Genomic DNA, 21,496 nt, shown 5'->3' on the forward strand with positions numbered 1-21,496 from the left:
CTTGTATCTGTGAGGGCGCGGACCGCTCTGTGGAGTCGGTCCGGACTACACAGGCTTCTCTGAGGGGGGACGCATGGCGGGCAACGAGCCGATCCCGAGCTACGAGGAACTGTTCGACGACACGAATCTCGATCATCGGCAGGAGGACGAGGCCAGGACGGTCTACTCGCCGGGGGCCTATCTCGCGGATCTCCTGGGGCTGCTCGAGACCGTTCTGGAGCAGCCGTCGCTGCTCGGCGACGACCGGCGCGCCGACCTGAAGAGGGTCCTGCTGGACGGGGAGAACACCTTCGGCGAGGCTCCGTACCTGGACATCGTCATCGAACTGCTGGAGAGGCTCGCCGGGGACCAGCCGTACGAGCGGATGCGGCAGCGGCTGAAGTACCCGTTCGGGATGCCGTTCTCGCTGGACGAGGAGCGCTTCAAGACCTACCTCCGGCACCTCAGGACCGGACCGGACGAGCTCTACCGGATCTTCGCTCCGGTGGCCGACGCCGACACGGTGGCCCGGCTGTTCCTGGGATTGTCCGCGGAGGCCGTCACGCATCTGACGTCGCCGGCGGACGAGGCGGGGATCAAGGCGTTCTACGGGCTCGCACCGCAGGATCCGCTGACCTCGCTCGCGGATGTGGAACGATTCAAGCAGGCGACGGGCCTGTCGGCGCTGCAGTTGCGGGAGCTGCTAGGCGAGCCGGACGACCTCGTGCGCCCGCCCAAGGACTCGTACGTCAACCAGGGCAGCGAGCCGGTCACCATGTCGCCGGACGGCACGCGGCTGGAGGGGGCCACCTCCGGCTGGTACGACCGGATCAGCCGGATCGTCCGGCTGGCCAGGTGGACCGGGCTCGGCCTCAGCGACCTCGATCGCGTCCTGACCACGTGCTGCGGGGGCACGCTCGACGCGGCCGCGCTGCGGATCACCGCGCTCGCCGTGCACCTGCGGCAGGGCTACGACCTCACCGTCGACGCGGTGTGCGGGCTGGTGGCGGAGGTCGAGCCGGTGCCCGAGGAGCTGCCCGCGATGTCGGGCGACATCCTCGGCCCGCACAACAAGGAGTACCGCCGCAAGCTGGCCATCGGGATCGGGACCTCCGAGAGCGACATCATGGAGACCGTGCGGCGCTACCGCGACCGCTACAGCGCCCTGGAGCCGAGCCCCTTCGACCGTGGTCCGATCGGGTCGTCACAGATCGCGCTGCTGCGGCGGACAGGCAGGCTGACCTCGGCGCTCGGCATGTCCGCCGGGGAGCTGTTCGACCTGCTGGGGGTGCTGGAGAGCGACCCGTCGCTGTGGCGGTATTCCACGTTCTCCCTCCTGGGCGGGGTCGAGCCGAAGACGCAGGACTGCTACCGCATCCTGGAGGGCGGCGACCCCGCCTCCGGCCTGTGGCTGGCCCAGACGCTGCTCGCGGTCGCCCGGTGGATGCAGGATGGCGGCTTCGGCGCCCAGGAACTGGCCGAGATCCTGGGGAGCGGGTCCGGCGGGTCCGGCGGGTCCGGCGGGTCCGGCGGGTCCGGCGGGTCCGGCGGGTCCAGTGGGCCCGGCGCGTCCGGCGGGGATGACCGGCTCGCGGTGCTGGAGGGCCTCGACCAGCGGTTCCAGGCGGTGGCCATGGAGCCGGCCATGTTCGAGGGCGAGCGTTTCGGGCCGCGGGCCGCGCAGGCCGTACACGACGTGCTGGCGACCCACACCGGCGCGGTGGTGTCGGAACGCGACGCCCTTCTGCTGCGCCTCGACCCGGACACGGTGGCCGTGGCCGCGCACGAGGCGGTCACCTCCCTCGGCATGATCGTCGACGACGATCTCATCGGACTGGGGCTCGGTGAGCGGCTGGCCGGCAAGATCCGTGCGCAGCTCGTCTTCAGCGGACGGCTGCGTGCCGACGGCACGCTCGTCACCGAGGGCATGCCCGAGACCGACTACGCCCTGAACCTGGAGCGGGACTTCGCGTCGTTCAAGGAGGCGCTGTTCAAGCTGATCAACAGCGTCGGCAACGGCACCTCGTCCTTCTACCCCTCCGATCTGGCCACGGTCGGCAACCTGTCCCAGGGCCAGCTCGACGAGCTGTACGACAACCTGATCTACCACGGGTACGTCGACGAGGAGGGCGCCGTCCAGGATCCGGCGTTCTTCGCCGACGAGGAGAACGTCGAGGCGTTCCGCGTCAACGCCGGCCTGTCCGACGTCGCCCCCGAGGTGCTCACCCTGCTGCGCCGGCGCATCGACGCCTTCCGCGCCGAGCCGCTCGTCCTCGACCCCGGGCTCCTCACAGGGCTGCGGCTCAGCGAGGCGCGGCTGGCCCGGCTGATGGACGGGCTGCGCTTCAACGGCTACATCGACGAGAACGGCCGCTATCTGAACAAGCAGGCGCTGGCCGCGCTCCGGCCCGCCGACTTCGCGCTGCCGCCCGAATTCCACCCGCACCGGAACGCCGTGCTCGACGCTGCGAAACGCCAGATCGGCGAGCTGGAGGCCGAGCTCTACACCTTCACCCCCGAGGACTTCACCGAGGTCGCGGACCTGGCGATGGCGCAGCGGGCGATGGCCGCGATGGAGGGCACCTATCTGAGCGACGGCTGGCCGGTCGCCGAGGTGGAGACGCTCGGCGACGGGTTCACCGCGGCCGAGACCGCCATCGTGGCCCGGCGGGTCGCCGAGTGCGCGCAGGACGAGCGGCCGTACCGGATCCACCTGGAGGCGCTGGGCGAGCTCGGCTTCGACGACGAACAGCAGGGCCTGGTCGTCGAGAAGCTGATCGCGCAGGGACACCTCACCGACGGCCTGTCCGTGCCGCGCGAGGCGGTCCCCTTCTTCGCCAACCCGGCGAACGTCGTCAGCTTCGCCCTGCAAGGGCTGGAGGACTTCGAGCGGGACGTGTTCTTCCTGCTGCACGCGGTCGCCGTGGCGCTCGCCGAGGCGGTCGAGGAGGTGACCGCCACGCTGGAGAGCCGCGCCGGGCAGCAGCAGGAGGCGCTGACCTCCGCGCTTGCCGACGCGTTCGGCGTGCCTCAGGAGAGCGCCGCGGCGATCTGCGCGGGCGTCGCCGGCGGGCTGCCCGAGGCGATGGAGATCCTCATCCCGCCGGTCATCGCCGTCCCCCGGCGGCTGTCTGATCCGCACTTCCAGGCCGCCTACGAGCGCATCCGCCGCTTCGCGCTGCTGGCCGGCAAGCTCGGCATGGACGAGACCGAGGTCGCCGTCGCCTTCCACGACCAGGACCTGACCGGCAAATACCCCGAACCCCTGGCCCTGCCGCCGGGCGTCGACGTCGTCGACGCGGTGCTGCGCAGCTCCGACGGCCATATCTACGTGTTCGCCGGCGACGTCTACTGGGCCTACTCCGCCGACACGTACGCCCTGCTCGACCCCAGGTCCAAGGCGCTGACCGAGCTGTCGCCCCGGTTCACCGGGCTGACCCGGGTCGACGCCGCCTTCGCCTTCCCCGGCGGCGCCGAGTGGATCGTCGGCCGCGCCGTCGAGCGCGACGAGGGTGACGAGGTCCCCGAACGGGAGGTGTCGCGGCTGTTCGTCAAGGAGCCGGGCAGCATCCGCTGGGCCCCCCGTGACCAGCTGTGGGGCAAGGTCAGGAACAACTTCGAGGCCCCGCGCCGGATCGACAGCGCGTACGTGGACGAGAACGGCATAACCTACCTGTTCTGCGCCGACCAGTACATCCGGTACTCGAGCCCCGATTTCACGACAGTCGACGAGGGCTACCCGCGCGGCGTCGCCGAATGGTGGCAGGCCGAGGGCCACGACACGCCGCTGCCCGAGGCGTTCACCGGGGCGCTCGACGCGGCCTTCCAGGACGTGGACGGGCATGTCCACCTGTTCGCGGGCGGCCGCTACTTCGAGATCGGCGGGCAGGAGCAGCCGATCTCCGCCCGGTGGGGCCGCATCCGCAACGCCTTCGACGGCGCGCAGAGCCTCGACTGCGCGTTCACCGGCCCCGACGGCAGGACGTACCTGTTCCGCGGCAACCAGGTGGTCCGTTACACCGACAGCGTGGAGAACGACGGCGTGCGGGTGGACGACGGCTATCCGCGGCGTATCGAGACCGAGTTCACCCGCCTGCCCGGCGAGTTCCACACCGGCGTCGAGGCGGCCTTCACCGAGCCCGTCTCGGGGATGGTGCACCTGTTCAAGGACGGCAGGACGGTCTCCTTCGCCGCCTCCGGCGGCGGCGTGCCGCAGCCGACCGCCGAGCGCTGGGGCAAGGTCGCCGACGTGCTGGCCGGCGGCGCCGTGGACGCCGGGCTCGTGGGCATGGACGGCAAGACCTACCTGTTCAGCGGCGAGAGGTACATCCGCTACTCCGGCGCCGACTACGCCGTCGTCGACCTCGGCTACCCGCGCAGGATCGCCGGCGACTGGGGAGGGCTGCGCAAGGTCGGCGCCGCCTTCGTGATGGACGGAAAGACGTACCTGTTCGGCCAGGGCGGCCACCTGTTCGACGTGCCGCTCGCCCAGGAGCCGGAGCTGAACGAGGGCCGCCTGTCACCCGCGCTGCGCCGCCACTTCCTGGAGCACGGCCTGACCTTGGCCGAGAAGGCCACCGTCACCTCCGAGGGCACGGACGAGTACCGGACGTGGCACGTCGGCACCGAGCAGGGCATCGCGCTGACGCTCCGCAGGAACCCGCTGCACATCCAGGTGCACGCCGACGGCGGCGACTTCCACGTCCGCTACTCCACCAGGGACTACGCCACCCCGGACGCCGGCTACCCCAAGCCGGTCTCCGACAACTGGTGGAACCTGCCCGCCTCGCTGGCCGCCGACCCCCGCTTCGCGGTCATCGACGCGGTCTTCACCGACGGCACCGGCCGCACGTACCTCTTCGCCGAGGACAGCTTCGTGGTGTCCGACGCCCGGCACCGCTGGTGGTCGGAGCCGCGCACGATCGACGGCCACTGGGACAGCCTGCTGCCCTTCACCAGGGTGGACGCCGCCTTCGTCGGCAAGGACGGCCGGACCTACGTTTTCTCCGGCGACCGGTACATCCGCTTCTCCGGTGGCGACTACACCAGGGCCGACGACCGCTACCCGGCCTCGGTCCCGGCGTACTGGGGCAACGTGGTCAACAGGATCGCCCGGACGGGCCTGGTGGACGCCGCGCTGACCAGGACCGTGACGGAGGAGATCGACGGCAGGAAGGTGGACAACCACTACACCTACCTGTTCTCCGGCGACCAGTACGTGCGTTACCTGGGTACGGAGCTCGACCACGTGCAGGACGGCTATCCGGCCGCGCTGTCCGCGCTGTCGCGGGAGCCCGGGATGGCGGCCCTGGACGTCACGCTCGACGGCGTGGACGCCGCCTTCGCCGACCGCCGCAACGTCCACCTCTTCCGCGCCGGCCGCTGCCACATCGTGTCCGACGGCCTCTACCGCCGCTACGACGACGCCTCGTTGAGCGGGCTGAGCTGCGCCTTCCTGGAGGACGGCAAGCTGCTGGCGGAGGACGGGAACGGCTGGCGCCATCGCGCGGGCGTCGAGGCCGTCGAGGGCTTCGGGTTCGCGCAGGAGACCGGTACGCCGCGGTCGCTGCGCGCGGCGCCGGAGGAGTTCCGGAGCGGGCTCGACGCCGTGCTGCGCGGCGCCGACGGCACCACGTACCTCTTCAAGGGGCCGAACTGCGTCAACACGCGGCTGAACAGGCCGTACCTCCTCGCCGAGGAGTGGGGCAAGCCACGTAACACGATTTATCAGGACAACAAGGTGGACGCGGCGTTCGTCGGCCGGGACGGCAGGACGTACCTGTTCAGCGGCGACCAGTTCGTCGCCTACGCCGACCCCGGCCCCGCCGACACCGCCGCCCCCAACCCCGGCCTCACCATCGACGGCGAGCCACGGCTCATCTCCGAGCACTGGGGCGGCCTGGACGACGTCGCGCTCGCGTACGTGCGCGGCACGAAGACGTACGTCTTCGAGTCGCCCGACGAGGAAGGCCGCATGCGCTACCTCGTCTACTCCGGCACGGACTACACCGAGCCCGACGGCGAGCCGCAGCTCGCCGACGAGAGCTTCTGGCAGGTGCCCGAGCAGTACCGCATACCCGGACACCCCGTGCCCGACGCGGTGCTGTTCGCGGGCGACACCATGCTCCTGCTGCTCGGCGAGCACTGCGTGCAGTACGACGAGCGGGCCGGCGCCTGGTCCTACCCGCGCCCGATCGAGCGGCTCTGGCCCGGGTTCGAGCGCACCCTCGAATCCAGCAGGGAAGACGGTGACGCGCTGCGTACGGCGTTCACCGCGCCGGACGGCTCGACGTACTTCTTCCTCTCCGAGCAGTACTCCCGCCATGACGGGCACGACTTCGCCCCGCTCGCCGTCATCCGCGACCGGTGGGGCAGGTCGCCCAACCCGTTCGTGCCCGACGACGCGACCGCCAGGATCGACGCCGCCTGCGTCTTCGGCGACGACACGACGTTCCTGTTCTCCGGCGACCGCTACGTCCGCTACACCGGCTCCGAATACCGTTACATCGATCCCGGCTACCCGAAGAAGATCGTCGGCAACCTGCGCCGCGAGGCGGCCTTCGCCAACCTGCCGGAGTCGTTCGACGACGCGGTCACCGGCCACGCGATCGACGCCGCCATCGCCAACGGCCGCACCGCCTACCTCTTCGCGGGCGGCTCCTGCCACGTCGTCTCCCGCGCCGCGACCGCCACCCGCGACCTCGCCGTCCTCGGCCGCGTCCGGAACAATCTCGTGGAGAGGGAGAAGGTGGACGCGACGATCGTCACCGGCGCGCACACCTACCTGTTCTCCGGCGACCAGTACGTCCGCTACACCGGCACCGAGTACGCGTACGCCGACGACGGCTACCCCCGCGCCATCCTCCCCGGCCTCGCCTTCGATCTGCGCATGCAGGACCCGCCCGCGGACTTCGCCGACGGCCTCGACGCGGCCTTCCGCACCCCGGGCCCCGCCGGCGTCGTCCACCTGATCAAGGGCGACCTCTGCCTGCGGGTCGGCGAACCGGCCGCGCAGCCCGTCAACGCCCTGTTCGGCAAGGTGCGCAACGCCTTCGCCGACGCCGGCCACCGGCTGATCGACGCCGCCTTCGCCGCGCCCACCGGCGAGCTGTACGCCTTCAAGGGCGAGCAGTACGTCCGTTACCGTCCGGGCGCGCTGGAGTTCGTGGAGGAAGGCCACCCCCGTACCGTCCGGGACGACTGGGGCGACCTGCCGGGCCGCTTCGAGTCCGGCGTCGACGGCGCCTTCGTCTTCGAGGACCGCACGTACCTGTGCAAGGGCGACGAATACGTACGCTACTCCCGCGGCTATCACGAGGTGGACCGCACCTACCCGCAGCGGTTCCGCTACCGCTGGGGCGGCACGGCCGACTACCGGCTGAGCGACGTGCACACGATCTCCAGGTTCATCGACCTCGCCCGCCGGCACCCGGACGGCCTGCCCGCCTTCCTGCTGGACCCGCCGGCCGTGGTGCAGGACCCGTACGCGTACCTGGGAGACCTGTTCGGCTGGGACGTCGACGAGATCAGGTGGGCCAAGCGCAACGCCGCGCTCCTGACCGCCGAACCCGAGGCCATCGCGGCCGCGGCGGTGAGCGCAGCACCGGTGCGGCGGGAGGAGGACCGCTTCGAGGTCGAGCTCCTGCTCCGCCTGGTCGAGCTGTTCACGCTCACCGACCGGATGGGGGAAGCCCCGTCCACGCTCTACACCGACGTGTGGCGGCCCGCCTTCGGCGACTCGCCCGCCCTGGCGACCGCGAACACCGCCCTCTACGGGATCATGGAGCGCCTGTACACCGGCGAGTGGGAGACGCTGTCGGCCGCCGTCCACGACGAGATCAACGTGCTCAAGCGCGACGCCCTCGTCTCGATCGCCCCGGGCACCCCGGGAGAGCTGTACGACCTGCTGCTGGCCGACGTCGAGATGGGCGGCCAGGGCCGCACCTCACGGGTGCGCGAGGCCATCGCGGCCGCCCAGCTCTACGTGCACCGCTACCTGCTCGACCTGGAGCGGGTGACGGTCCCCGGCGGGCGGGACCCGGAGGAGACCAGGCGGCGGATCAGGACCTGGTGGGCCTGGCTGAAGAACTACCGCCTGTGGGAGGCCAACAGGAAGGTCTTCCTCTACCCGGAGAACTACCTGCGCCCCGAGCTGCGCGGCTCCAAGACGCCCGCCTTCCGCGCCCTGGAGGACGACCTGCTGCAGGGCGAGATCACCCAGGAGAAGGTGGAGCAGGCCTACAAGCGCTACCTCGACGAGTACACCGAGGTCTCCAGGCTCTCGATCGCCGGCGGTTACGTCTTCCGCGCGGACGGCGCCGAGGCGGGCGTCCGGCGGCTGGTGCTGTTCGGCCGGACCAGGACCGAGCCGAGGCGCTACTACTGCCGCGAGGCGGAGTTCAGGGACGACGGGCGCCTGTCGGCCACCTGGGAGCCGTGGCTGAAGGTCGACGCGCAGGTCGAGGCCGAGATCGTCTACCCGGTGCACGCCTTCGGCCGCATCTTCGTCTTCTGGCCCACGGCCGAGGCGGTCGCGCCCGAGCCCGGCGCCCAGACCACGCTCACCGAGCAGCAGAGCGGCGACAACCGCACGCTCACCCCGCCGCCGCCCAAGTACCGCGTGCGCGTCAACTACTCCTTCCGCAACCTCAACGGCGAATGGGTGCCCTCGCAGGTCCTGCCCCTGGAGGACGTGCTGGACGCGCCCGTCGACGCCGTCAGCCTGTACGTCCAGGCGTCCGCCACCGTGCCGGTGCCGGACGGCGGCACGCACGACACCATCCTGATCACCTGCACCTACACGGTCGCCAAGCCGGAGGGCCCGCAGAAGGTGCAGTCGGCGTTCGCGCTGACCCCCGAGCTGTACGCCATCCGCGCCGAGGGCGTGCCCGAGCCGGTGCGGCCGTCCCGGCTGGAGCAGATCTTCGGCGAGCCCATCGAGGAGTCCAAGGTCGTCCAGCTGACCCTGCCGGCCGGGGCCGAGAGCGACCCGTGGATGAGCGTCGACCACAAGGGCGGCAGCTTCCTGTGCCGGCCGATCGCCCCGGAGGGCAGCGGCGAGGAGCCGCGGCAGCTGAGCGGCAATCCTGACAAGCTGCCGGTGTGGTCCCCGATCCACGCCGCGGTCGAGCTGCCCGGCGGCGTCAGGTACTTCTTCAACAACACCGGCGAGAGCGGCTCCGGTCCCTACTACGTGGAGGTCTCCGCGACCCGGACGACCGCCACCCGCCTCAGCAAGCCGCTGACGGCCGAACGCTGGGGACACGTCCCCACCCCCCTGTACGACGACAAGGCCGAGGTCGACGCGGCCATCGTCAAGGACGGGTTCCTCTACCTGTTCTCCGGCGCGTACTACTACCGCTACTCCGGTGCCCCCTTCGGCAGGATCGACGTGGGCTATCCGAAGCTGATCAACGGCAACAAAGAGGGTTTCCCGCAGTGGGACAAGGTGGACGCCGCCGCCGTCGACGCGAGCGGCGTGGAGTACTACCACTCGGCCGGACAGCACGTGTGGATGCGCCGCACCAGTCCCGGCAACCCTCTGGAGACCTTCCAGCCGCCGTGGGCGATCGGCAACACGCCGGTGGGGGCGCTCCTGATCCGCGGCGACGACGTCTTCCTCGTGAACGGCGACTCCTACCGGCGCGGGGACAGCCAGAACGAGCGCACGATCCAGTTGCGGGGCAACAAGGACGGCCTGCCGCAGTCCGGCCCCGTCAGCGCCCCCTTCCGCCACGGCGAGAGCGTCTACTTCTTCAACAACGACACCCACACCTACCTGTCCATCACCCGCGAGGAACCCGGCAAGGGCCGGGGACAGTCCGGCAGCGGTTCCAGGGAATACGTCCAGAGCGAGCCGTCCCCCATCAAGCCCCTGGGCGTGGCCAGGACGGCCGTCACCGACGAGGGCGTCGACGCGGCCTACGTCGTCCCCGGCACCGGCGGCAAGGACGCCACGTTGTTCCTCGCCAGGAACCTCGAGTACGTCCGCTACACGCTCAAGGGCGGCGAGGTGGCCGCGCTGGCCGACCCCGGCTATCCCAAGCCCATGAGCCGCCGCGTCCGGGCCGTCTTCCAGCGCTCGGGCCTGCGCTACGTCTTCAGCGACCAGGACTACACGGTGCTGCGGCCCGGCGAAGAGCTGGCGTCCATGAAGGAGTTCTCCCCGGTCAGCGGCAACTGGGGCGGCCTGCCCGACGGCTGGGAGACGGGGCTGGACGGCGTGCTCGACAGCACCGACCTCTACCTGTTCCTCGGCTCCACGTACGTCACCTACCCCTCGTCGGTGAAGGTCCAGCGGCCGTACGAGATCGCCGCGCTGCCGCACGAGGTCATCAGGCTCACCTCCAGCACGGCGTACAGGCTGAACAAGGCGCTGCTGGAGGGCGGCGTGCCCGCGCTGCTCGCGCCGGAGATCCAGGAACTCGACGAGCTGCCGTCCTTCAGCACGCGGGTCTCCGACGCCACCACGATCATGGTCACCGAGTCGACCGCGGAGCAGGGCGTGCCGGCCGGCACGCACCTGGACTTCAACAGCGGCAACGGCATCTACTACTGGGAGGTCTTCTTCCACGCCCCCACGCTCATCGCCCAGGCGCTCAACGCCGCCCAGCGCTTCGACGACGCCCGCACCTGGTACGAGTACGTCTTCGACCCCACCATGCCGCGATACTGGCGCTTCCTGCCGTTCCTGGCGGCGGACGTCGAGGCGCTGGTCCAGAGCTGCCGCCACGACCTGGCCGAGCTCGCCGGTCGAGGGGCCGACGTGAGCAAGCCGGCCGCCGACCTGGAGGCGATCCTGGTCAAGGTGGAGCCGATGGCCCCCGCCTTCCAGCACCAGCGCGAGCTGAGCGAGACTGAGAAGGACTACCTCGCCGAGCTGCCGTCCGGCGGGCCGTCGACCGCCGGGGTGCCGCCGATCGAGGAGGCGCTCAACGCGCTGGAGGCGCCGCCGGGGGCCGGGCCGGCGCTGAAGGGCCTGCTGGAACGCATCGCCCTGCTCGGCCGGCTGCGCCAGCAGTACGACCTCATGGGCGACCGGGCCGCGCTGCTGAAGGCGTACCTGGAGGATCCCTTCGACCCGCACGCCATCGCCGAGCTGCGTCCGCCGGCCTACCGGCGCGCGGTCGTGATGGCGTACGTCGACAACCTGCTCGACTGGGGTGACCTGCTCTTCAGGCAGTACACCGCCGAGAGCGTCGACGAGGCCAGGATGCTCTACATCTTCGCCTACGACCTGCTCGGCGAGCGGCCGCCCGAGGACCTCGGCCCGCGGGCCCTCACGCCCGCGCTCACCTACGAGGAGCTGCGCCGGGCGCCCGAGGACGATGGGCTCCCGGAGCTCACCGCGGGCGGCGCGATGCTGGAGAAGGCGGGCGAGGTGCACGCCAGCGTCGCGGGACCGTACTTCCACGTCCCCGCCAACGGCGTCTTCCTGGAGTACTGGGACCGCGTCGAGGACCGGCTGCGCAAGATCCGGGCCTCGCTCGACATCATGGGCGTCAGCCGGCCGTTGCCGCTGTTCGAGCCGCCGGCCGACGTGATGGCGCTGGTGCGCGGGGCGGCGGCAGGAGCCTCGCTCGACCGGCTCGCCGCGGCCGCGACCCTGCCGGTGCCGCACTACCGCTTCTCCTCCGTCTTCCGCAAGGCGCAGGAGCTGGTGGACAAGCTGCGGCAGTTCGGCGGCGACCTGCTCAGCGTGCTGGAGCGCCGCGACTCCGAGGAGCTGGCGCTGCTCAACAACCGGCACGAGGGCACGATCCTGGCCCTCACCCGCGCCGTGCGCGAGGCGGAGGTGGAGATCGCCGCCCAGGGCCTGAGCGAGGTGCAGGTCAGCGAGCAGGGCGCGCAGAACCGCGTCGACCACTACGAGGGGCTGATCGCCGCCGGGCTGACGCCGCTGGAGCAGGCGCAGCTCGGCATGATGTCCGCGGCGGTGGTCGCCCACGTCGTCGCGACCGGTTTCCAGGCCGGCGCGGCCATCGCCTCGGGCCTGCCGGACGTCCTGCTGGGCCTGTTCATCATGGGCACCAAGCTGGGCCGCGAGCAGGTGACGGAGGCCCTGGAGCACGGCGGCGAGGCCTCGTCGTCGGCGGCCGAGGCGCTGAACGTCATCGGCGAGCTGCTCGGCATCCGCGCCGAGCAGGAGCGGATGGCGGGCGACTGGGCCTTCCAGCTCGCCGTCGCCCGCAACGACGTGGAGCAGCTCGGCCACCAGGTGAAGGCAGCCGAGTTCCGGCTCAAGGCCGCCCAGCGCGAACTGCAGATCCTGGATCAGCAGATCGCCAACCAGGAGGCCGTCGGCGCCTTCATGACCGGCAAGTTCACCAACCTCCAGCTGTACCAGTGGATGTCGGGGCGGCTGGCCGGGCTGTACTTCCAGACCTACTCGATGGCGTACGACATGGCGCGCTCCGCGCAACGGTCCTTCCAGTACGAGCGGGGCGTCCCCGAGGGGGAGGCCGACTACATCCAGCCGCTCTACTGGGAGAGCCGGCGCAACGGCCTGCTCGCCGCGGAAAGCCTGGGGCTGGACCTGGAGCGGCTGGGCAAGGCGTGGGTCGAGAGCGACCGCCGTGGCCTGGAGATCATCAAGAAGGTGTCGCTGCTGGCGCTGGACCCGGTGGCCGCGCTCGGCCTCCGCACCACCGGCCGCTGCGAGTTCGCCCTGACCGAGGCCCTCTTCGACCGTGACTTCCCCGGCCACTACCGCCGGCGCGTCAAGACGGTGTCGGTCACCTTCACCGGCCCGGAGGGGCCGATCGCTCTCAACGCCGTGCTGACCCAGCTGGACAGCAGGACGGTGCTCGCGGCCGATCCCAAGGCCGTCAAGTACCTCCTCGACCCCAAGGGCCCGATGCCGGCGACGTTGCGCGCCGACTGGCGCGGCGGCCAGCAGATCGCACTGTCGGACCTGGAGGAGTACAAGGACAACAACGGCCTCTTCGACCTTCGCTACGACGACGAGCGTTACCTTCCCTTCGAGGGCACCGGCGCGGTCTCCCGGTGGCGCCTGGAGCTGCCCTCCGGCGGCGCCCCGCAACTCCTGGACGTCACCGTCACCGTGAAGTACTCCGCCGAACAGGGCGGTGAGCTCTTCGCCGGCGCGGTCAAGGGCATGCTCAAGCCCTATGCCACGGCTCGCTATTGCGACATCCCGGCGGAGTTCCCCGAAGAGTGGTCGACGTTCGTCGACGGCTCCGACGACACGCTGACCCTCCCGTTCACCCCGGACATGTTCCCCGGCATGACCGGCCGCGCCATCACCGGCGTGTACGCCCTGTACTCGCCGGCCGGCGACGGATCGGCCCGCTTCCTCCTCAACGGCGAACGACGCCTGACGCTCAACGAGGGCAAGCTCCTGCCGACCCCCGGCCTCACCGCCGGGACCTGGCGTCTGGTCCTGGAAGGCGACAAGTCCGCTCTCGAGGGTCTCGGCCTGATCCTGTCCTACCGCGCCCGCTAGCGGGCTCTCCCGTGCCCCCGGCCAGTCCTGGTCGGGGGCACGGGCCGTACCGCGTCCCGACGCCGCGCCCCCGGCACGTCCGGACCAAGAAGCCCGACCGGCCGCATGGGCCCAGACAATCAGACAGCGGCCGGGACGTGCTTGACGTATCAAATGAACAATCTTTAAATTCACTCATGGGTCGCATCGCGGGCGTCACGGCCGCCGAGACGCGTGAGCGGTTGCTGAAGGCGGCCGCCGAGGTGTTCGCCGCACGCGGGTACGACGGCACGCGCGTCGCCGACATCGCCGCCGCCGCCGGGGTGAGCAACGGCGCGCTGTACGCGCACTTCGGTTCCAAGGCCGAACTGCTCGTCGCCGCGCTGCGCGCCCACGGGCGGCGGATCCTGGCGGGCCTGTTCGCCGCCGACCCCGATCGGTCGGCCGCGGAGCTGCTCCTGGTTCTCGGGCGCCGGCTGCCGCGGCCCCGTGAGGCTCCCGGTTACCTCGTCGTGGAGGCGCTGGTCGCGGCCAGGCGGGACGAGGACGTCGCCCGGCCGATGCGTGACTACGTGGGGGAGCGGGCCGACTGGATCGCCGAGCTGGTACGCACGGGCCAGGGAGACGGAGAGCTGGACCCCGGGTTGTCGCCGGACGCGCTGGCCCACTTCTGCCTGCTGCTGGCGATGGGCAGCGCGCTCATCACGCCGGACCTGCACGCCGTCGACGACGCCGAGTGGTCGGCGCTGCTGACCCGCGTCGTGGCCGCCATCGCCCCACCGGACGAAGCGGAGAACCCGCACATCGCCCCATCGGACGAAGCGAAAAACCCGCCCAACACCCCACCGGACAGAGCGGAAGACCCGCCCATCGCCCCACCAGAGAGAGCGGAGAAGCCGCAGTGAAAGTACAGATCGATCCCGGGCGCTGCCAGGGACACGGCCGCTGCTACGACCTGGCCCAGGGCCTGTTCGGCGAGGACGGCGAGGGCTACGGCCAGGTCGTCGGCGACGGCGTCGTGCCGCCGGGGGAGGAGCCGGCGGCGCGCCTGGCGGTGGCCAACTGCCCGGAGCGGGCGATCGACCTCGAGGAGGAGGCGTGAGATGACCGTTGACGACCGTTTCAGCCAGGATTTCCGGGGCACGGGAGACGACCCGCCCCTCGGCACGCGCAATGAGATCGTCACCGGCCCGGTGTCCGACTGGGCGACCGACTTCTCCCACCTGGAGCCCGAGTGGGCCGCGGACCCGTACCCCATCCAGGACGAGCTGCGGCAGCGCTGCCCGATCGCGCACACCGACCGCTTCGGCGGCGGCTGGCTGCCGACGCGGCACGAGGACGTGGCGGCCATCGCGTACGACACCGAGCGCTTCTCCTCGCGCTCGATCATCATGAGCAACTTCCGGCCGCACCGCGAGGTCGCGCCGATCGGCGGCTCGCCGCCGATCTCCTCCGACCCGCCGTTCCACCACGACGCGCGCAGGCTGCTGCTGCCGGCGTTCACCAAGACCGCCGTCGCCAGGCGGGAGGCGTCGACGCGGGCGCTCTGCCATGAGCTCATCGACGGGTTAGCCGGCCAGGACGTGGTGGACGCGGCCCGCGACTACGCCCAGCACATCCCGATGCGGGTCATCGCCGACATGCTCGGCTTCCCGCCCGAGGACGGGCCCCGCTTCCGCGAGTTCATCGAGAACGCGCTCGAAGGCGTGAACCGGCCGGCGGAGAAGCGCATGGAGGGGATGGAGCAGCTGTTCGACTACCTGCTCGTCCAGATCCGCGACCACGTGGACCACCCGCGCGACGACCTGACGACCTACCTCGTCGACGCCGAGCTGTACGGGCGGAAGCTGGAGTCCTCGCACGTGGCGGGGACGATGGCGCTGCTGCTGATCGCCGGGATCGACACCACGTGGAGCGCGATCGGGGCGTCGCTGTGGCATCTGGCCAAGACGCCGCGCGACCGCGAGCGGCTGGTGGCCGAGCCCGGGCTGCTGCCGGCCGCGATGGAGGAGCTCCTGCGGGCCTACGCGCCGGTCACCATGGCGCGGCTGGTCAAGGAGGACATGCGCTGGAACGGCGTCGACATGAAGGCCGACGACTGGGTCCTGCTGTCGTTCCCGGCGGCCAACCGCGACCCGGAGCAGTTCGACCGGGCCGGCGAGGTCGTCATCGACCGCGAGGTCAACCGGCACGCCGCCTTCGGCCTGGGCATCCACCGCTGCGTGGGCTCCCACCTGGCCCGCATGGAGCTGCGGATCGCCCTGGAGGTGTGGCTGGAGCGCATCCCGGTCTTCGGCCTCGACGACCCGGCGGCGGTCACCTGGGCCACGGGCCAGGTCCGCGGCCCGCGTACGCTCCCGCTCCGCGTCGGCTGACCACCGATACTTGATCATCTTCGGGGTGGCTCGCTAGGGTTGGGCGCCTTTGCCCGGTCCGAACCGCCCCCCGAGGATGCCCCGTGCGCCGCTACCGTTTCGGCCGGATCGCCGCGCCGCTCGCCCTCGCCTACGCGGCCCTGGTCGTCGCGCTCGGCGTCGTCGCGCTGGTCACCCGCGACCCCGCGCTGCTGCGGCGGCTGGTCGTGGGGGAGTGGGACCCGCGCGAGGTTCCGTTCGTCTGGTGGGCGGAGCTCCTCGTCGTGGCGGCCGGGCTGCTGCAGGGCTGGGCCTACTGGCAGGCGCTGCGCGGGCGCGCCGCCGGAGCGCTGACCGGCAGGGGCAGGCGGGTCGCGCTGCTCCGCGCGGCCCTGTACGCCGGCCTCGCCCTGACGCTGGTCGTCCGGCTCCCGATCCCGTACGCATGGTGGACGGGCGTGCTCGGCGGCCTGCTCCAACTGCTTGTCGTCTGGCTGTTTCCGCTGGTCCTCGCCCCGGTGCTGTCCCGGGGATGGCGGCTCCTCGCGCTCGTGGCGGGCACGCTCAGCGCCGTCTCGCTGATCGCCACCAGCATCGCCTACTGGTTCGACCTGGCTGCCCTCGTGAGCATCGGCTCGTTCGGCGGGCTGGACGAATTCATCTGGGTCCTGTGGGTGGTGCCGATCCTGGTGGGCCAGGCCAGGGATCCGCGCTGGAGCCGGACCACGGTGTGGACGGGCGCGATCTCGGGGGCGATGTCGTTCGTGTCGCCGTCGTCGTACTCGTACATGCTGGTGTATGACGAGATCAACTATTCCCTCCTGTACCACAGCCTCCTGGGCGCGGCGAGCGTCTTCGGCATGGTGTGGGACGCCCGCTCCGCCCACGAGCTGGCCAACCCGATCCCGCAGTCGCCCCTGGTCCGGCCCGCGCCCGAGCGGGCGGCGGCGCGCCCCTGGCCGTTCGCGGCCGTGGCCGTCGCGCTCCCGCTCGTCCCCGCGGCCGTCAATCTCGCGCAGGGCTCGGTGCTGTGGATCGGCCCCAGGGGCGTGATCGAGAGGTTCCTGCGCGAGGAGACGGGCGCCGGCGCGATCATGACGTGGTTCGCCTTCGACGTGCTCATCGGCGTGGGCGCGCCCGCCGCGCTGATCCTGATCGCGGTCGTCCGCAGGACCCGGCCGCTGCTGCGCGCCACGGTCAACGTTCTGGCGCTGGCCGCCGTGATCGGCGCCGTCTCCTTCCTCACGTACGAACCCGACCCGGGCGAGGAGTCCCTCTCCCACGGGATGCTGATCTACCCCGAAGCGCTGCTGGGCAGGGGTGAGGACGGCGGGTTCCGGTTCGGGGTCTCGCCGCTGTGGTACGGCGCCGCGCTCGCCGCGTCGGCCCTCATCCTGACCGTTTTGTACGGCGCCGCCCCGAAGCGCCGCCCCCTGCGCCACCTGCTGGCCGTGGCCGCGGCGTTGTGCGTCGTCCCGGCCGCCGACCTGGCGCGCGGCCCCGTCACCACGGCCGAGGACTGCTCGCCGCGCGACTCCTGGGAGTACGACGAGGAGCCCCCGCCGCCGACGGGCGAGCGGGCGTTCGTGTGCGCGGTACGCGCCGGCCGTACGTTCGCCGCCACCACCCCCGACCAGGTGCTGCTCGCCCACGGCCGCCGCCTGTGCGACGCCTACACCCGCGACGACCGGCGGGAGCTGGCCCGCCTGCGGGTGAACGCCGAGAGCCTGGCCTCGACGCTCGCCGGGATCTGCCCGCGCGCCGACGCGACGATCAAGGCCGAACGCGCCGCCGCGGACCGGGAGTTCGAGGAATGGGAGGCGGAGGAACAGCGCAAATGCGACGCGGCCCCGCGCCACCGCCCCCTCGTCCCGCCCGCCCGATCCTCCGTCCTCAAGAAGCCCGAGTGGCCAGAGGGAGGTCTGGAGATGTACGACGAGACGGACGACGGCGAGGACCCGGCGGAGGTCTACGCCGAAGCCGTGGACAACGGACTGGTCGGGAGCGGCCCCGGCCACCTGGCCGTGGTGACCCACTCCGACTCCCACGTCTGCGTCACCCTGGAGACCTACGCCCGCCGCCCGCCCGTGGAGACCAAGGGCTGGGAGCAGGTGGTGGAGGTCGGCTACCTGAGCTCGTCCGGGCAGATGGTGCTGTCGGACGGCCTCAGCGGCACCGAACTGCCCGACCTGTCCCTCTACGGCCGCAAGGGCCACTACCGCATCCGGGTGCACTTCGCCTGGGTCCCCTGGAAGGGCGACAAGTACGGCACCCAGCGGCTGCTGATCATGGCCTACCCGGCGAACGGCGACAAGGTCGTCTCCTATCGCAAGCCAAGCGGAAGCTGAACGGATACGCAACGTCCGCGTGGCCAGCCTCCAGGCACAGCGCCCGAAGGGGGAGGAACTGGAGCAGCACGGGCCGGTGGCGGTAGACCCGCCACCGGCCCGGCATCGAGGGTCACATCGTCGTGGTGAACGTGTGGGTCCCGGCGCCCACCTCCTGCGGGATGGCGCCCGGCAGGTCCACCTCGGCGACCGTCCCCGGGGGCACGGTCGCCGTGACCGTGAGTGTCTCGCCGTCCCGCTCCCACGAGACGGACGCGAGGCCGTACGGGGTGTCGAGGCGGGCCGAGGCGTGCGTGAGGTCGCCGCCCGGCCGGGGCGCGACGCGCAGGCGGCGGTAGCCGGGGGCGGCCGGGGCGAGCCCGGCCACGGTGCGGTGCATCCAGTCGGCCACCGCGCCGAGCGCGTAGTGGTTGAACGACGTCATCTCACCGGGGTTGACCGAGCCGTCGGGCAGCAGGCTGTCCCAGCGCTCCCAGATCGTCGTGGCGCCCATCGTCACCGGGTAGAGCCAGGACGGGCAGTTGCGCTGGAGCAGCAGCCGGTAGGCCGTGTCGTACGCCCCGACCGAGCAGAGCGCGTCGCAGATGAGCGGCGTGCCGACGAACCCGGTGCCGATGCGGTGGTCGTCCTGGCCGACCAGCTCGACCAGGCGCCGCCCGGCCCGCTCCCGCTGCTCGGCCCCGTCCAGCAGATCGAAGGTCAGGGCCAGGGCGTAGGCGGTCTGGGTGTCGCACGCCAGCCGCCCCGACGGGGTGACGAACTCCCGGCGGAACGCCTCGCGCACCTCCCGCGCCAGGGCCGCGTAGTGCCCGGCGTCGGAGTCGTGACCCAGCAGGGCCGCCGTCTCGGCCAGGACCGCGGCGGTGTGGGCGTGGTAGGCGGTGGCGACGAGCGCGTGGTCGGTACGGGCCCTGCCGGGGTCGTCCGGCGGCGCGGCCGGGTCCAGCCAGTCGCCGAACTGGAAGCCTTCGTTCCACAGGTGGTCGTCGCCGGCCAGCCCGTCCACCTGGTCCACCCACGCCTTCATGCTGGCGTACTGCCGGCGCAGCAGCCCGAGATCGCCGAAGCGCTGGTAGAGCGTCCACGGCACGAGCACCGCGGCATCGCCCCACGCGGCGGTCGGCGAGTTGCCGAACAGCAGCGGCACCCACGGCACGTAATGCGGCACGGTGCCCTCCTGGACCTGCTCGACGGCCAGGTCGGCGAGCCAGGACGCCAGCGGGCCCGAGCAGTCGAACAGGAAGGCGGCGGCCGGCGCGAAGACCTGGATGTCGCCGGTCCAGCCGAGCCGCTCGTCGCGCTGGGGGCAGTCGGTGGGCAGGTCGACGTAGTTGCCGCGCATGCTCCACACGACGTTGTCGTGCAGCCGGGACAGCAGCGGGTCCGAGCAGGTGAAGTCGCCGGTCCTGCGCATGTCGGTGTGGCAGACCACGGCCACGACGTCGGAGGCCGGGTCCAGCTCGCCGGGCCAGCCGTCGATCTGCGCGTAGCGGAAGCCGTGCGTGGTGAAGCGCGGCTCCCACTCCTCCGGTCCGTCGTCGCCGCGCAGCGTGTACTGGTCGAGCGCGGCGGCGTCGCGCAGCGGGCGGATGGCCAGCCCGCCGTTCTCCAGGACCTCGGCGTGCCGGAGCGTCACCGTGTGCCCGGCCGGGCCCTGGACGCGGATGCGCAGGCGGCCGGCGATGTTCTGGCCGAAGTCGAGGATCGTCTCCCCGTCCGGCCCGGTCAGCGTCTCCACCGGCGCCAGCGTCTCGATGCGCCGGACCGGCGGGCCCGTCGGCGCGACGAGCAGGGCCGGGTCGTGCGGGAGGGAGTCGGCGGGCAGCCAGGCCGCGTCGTCGAAGCCGGAGCCCGACCAGCCGGACGGCAGCAGGCGGGCGTCGTACTTCTCGCCGTCGTACAGGCTGGCGGCGGTGACGGGCCCGGTCACGCAGCGCCAGCTCCCGTCGGTGGCCAGCACGTCGGTGGTGCCGTCGGCGTAGGCGATCTCGAGCTGGGCGATGAGCGCGGTACGGTCGCCGTACAGGTCGCTCTTGCCGCCCCGGAAGCCGATCCGGCCTCGGTACCAGCCGTCGGCGAGGGTGGCGCCGATCGCGTTGGCACCCTCGGTCAGCAGGTCGGTGACGTCGTGCGTGCGGTAGCGCAGGCGGTGGCCGTAGCTGGTCCAGCCGGGCGCCAGGACGTCGTCGCCCACGACGCGGCCGTTGATCTCGGTCTCGTGGACGCCGTGGGCGGTGACGTACAGGCGGGCCCGCTCGATCGGGCCGCGGACGGTGAAGTCGCGGCGCAGCAGCAGCGCGGGGCCGTCGGGGAGGCCCAGCAGTTCCAGCGGCGGCGCCGCCGCGCCCGCCGTCCAGTCGGCCGGCTCCAGCAGCCCGGCCTCCGCCCACGACCAGGGGCTCCAGTCGCTGACCGAGCCGTCGCGGCCGTGTACGCGCACCCGGGCACCGCGCCGTTCGCGCGAGCCGAGTTCGCCGCCCGGCCAGGGCACGAGCACCGACTCCGCCGACTCGACCCGGCCGGTGGCCGTGCCGTCGCTGAGCTCGATCTCGTACGCCTGCTGCCGCCAGCCGGGGAGTTCGGTGGCGACGGTCCACGACAGACGCGGAGCGCTTTCGCCGATGCCGATGGGGTCGTGGTGGTGTTCGAAGACGGGCGCTTCGACATGCACGAGGGTCACGGGTCTCCTAGCCCTTGATGGCGCCGGCGGTCATGCCGGCGACGATCTTGCGGTTGAAGAAGATGAAGAGCAGCAGCGGTGGGATCGTGATCAGGACGATGTCCATGAAGAGCAGGTTCCACTGGGTGTTGTACTGGCTCTGGAAGTTGTAGAGGGTCACCTGCACGGTGGCGTTGTCGTCGCCGGGGGTGAAGTAGAGCGGGTTGACGAAGTCGTTGAAGATGGCCACCGAGGTGGTCAGGACCACGGTGATGGTGACCGGCTTGAGCAGGGGGAAGACCACCCGGAAGAAGAGCGCGAGCCCGGTGCAGCCGTCGATCTGGGCGGCCTCGTCCAGTTCACGCGGGATGGCCGCGATGAACGCCCGGAACAGCAGCACCGAGTACGCCATGTGGAAGGCCACCTCGATGAGGATCAGCCCCGGCAGGGTCTTGAACAGGCCGAGCGCCTGCAGCAGCCAGATGGTGGGCACGATCGCGGGCGGGATGATCAGCCCGGTCAGCACCAGGAAGTTGGCCACCGAGCCGAGCTTGCCCGTGCGGCGCTGCAGCACGAACGCGGCCATGGAGGCGAACACGACGATCAGCGCGACCGACGCGACGGTCAGGACGGTGCTGTTGACGTACGCGCGCAGCAGCACGTAGTCGCGGGCCTCGATCACGTCCACGAAGTTCTGCACGATCGGCCAGTT

General features: G+C 71.5%; 7 protein-coding genes. 5 read left to right on the forward strand and 2 right to left on the reverse strand.

Going from position 1 to position 21,496, the window contains the following annotated elements:
• Positions 1-73: 73 nt before the first annotated feature.
• From ACWDRB_RS58720 to ACWDRB_RS58740, 5 genes are all read left to right on the forward strand, one after another.
• Positions 74-13,444 carry a Tc toxin subunit A-related protein gene (locus ACWDRB_RS58720; RefSeq protein ID WP_449910188.1) on the forward strand — a complete coding sequence of 4,457 codons (13,371 nt, stop codon included), beginning with the start codon at positions 74-76 and terminating at the stop codon, positions 13,442-13,444.
• 176 nt (positions 13,445-13,620) lie between these two features.
• Positions 13,621-14,328, forward strand: coding sequence for a TetR/AcrR family transcriptional regulator (locus tag ACWDRB_RS58725; RefSeq protein ID WP_449910190.1), 708 nt, complete (start codon positions 13,621-13,623; stop codon positions 14,326-14,328).
• Complete coding sequence (locus ACWDRB_RS58730) at positions 14,325-14,525, forward strand: ferredoxin (protein WP_449910192.1); 201 nt, start codon at positions 14,325-14,327, stop codon at positions 14,523-14,525. The genes ACWDRB_RS58725 and ACWDRB_RS58730 overlap by 4 nt, the downstream gene beginning before the upstream one ends.
• 1 nt (position 14,526) lies before the next feature.
• Complete coding sequence (locus ACWDRB_RS58735) at positions 14,527-15,798, forward strand: cytochrome P450 (RefSeq protein ID WP_449910193.1); 1,272 nt, start codon at positions 14,527-14,529, stop codon at positions 15,796-15,798.
• Between the two features lie 83 nt (positions 15,799-15,881).
• Positions 15,882-18,125 (forward strand): hypothetical protein, encoded by a 2,244-nt coding sequence (locus ACWDRB_RS58740; RefSeq protein WP_449910194.1) that lies wholly within the window; start codon positions 15,882-15,884, stop codon positions 18,123-18,125.
• Between the two features lie 112 nt (positions 18,126-18,237).
• Here the strand turns inward: ACWDRB_RS58740 and ACWDRB_RS58745 are convergent, their stop codons facing one another.
• Both ACWDRB_RS58745 and ACWDRB_RS58750 read right to left on the reverse strand, forming a co-directional pair.
• On the reverse strand, positions 18,238-20,805 hold the full coding sequence (locus ACWDRB_RS58745; RefSeq protein ID WP_449910196.1) for a family 78 glycoside hydrolase catalytic domain: 2,568 nt from the start codon (positions 20,803-20,805) through the stop codon (positions 18,238-18,240).
• A 7-nt stretch (positions 20,806-20,812) separates the two neighbouring features.
• Positions 20,813-21,496: carbohydrate ABC transporter permease (locus ACWDRB_RS58750; RefSeq protein WP_449910198.1), on the reverse strand; the 684-nt coding region annotated here is incomplete at its 5' end.

Source organism: Nonomuraea sp. NPDC003707, from assembly GCF_053587055.1.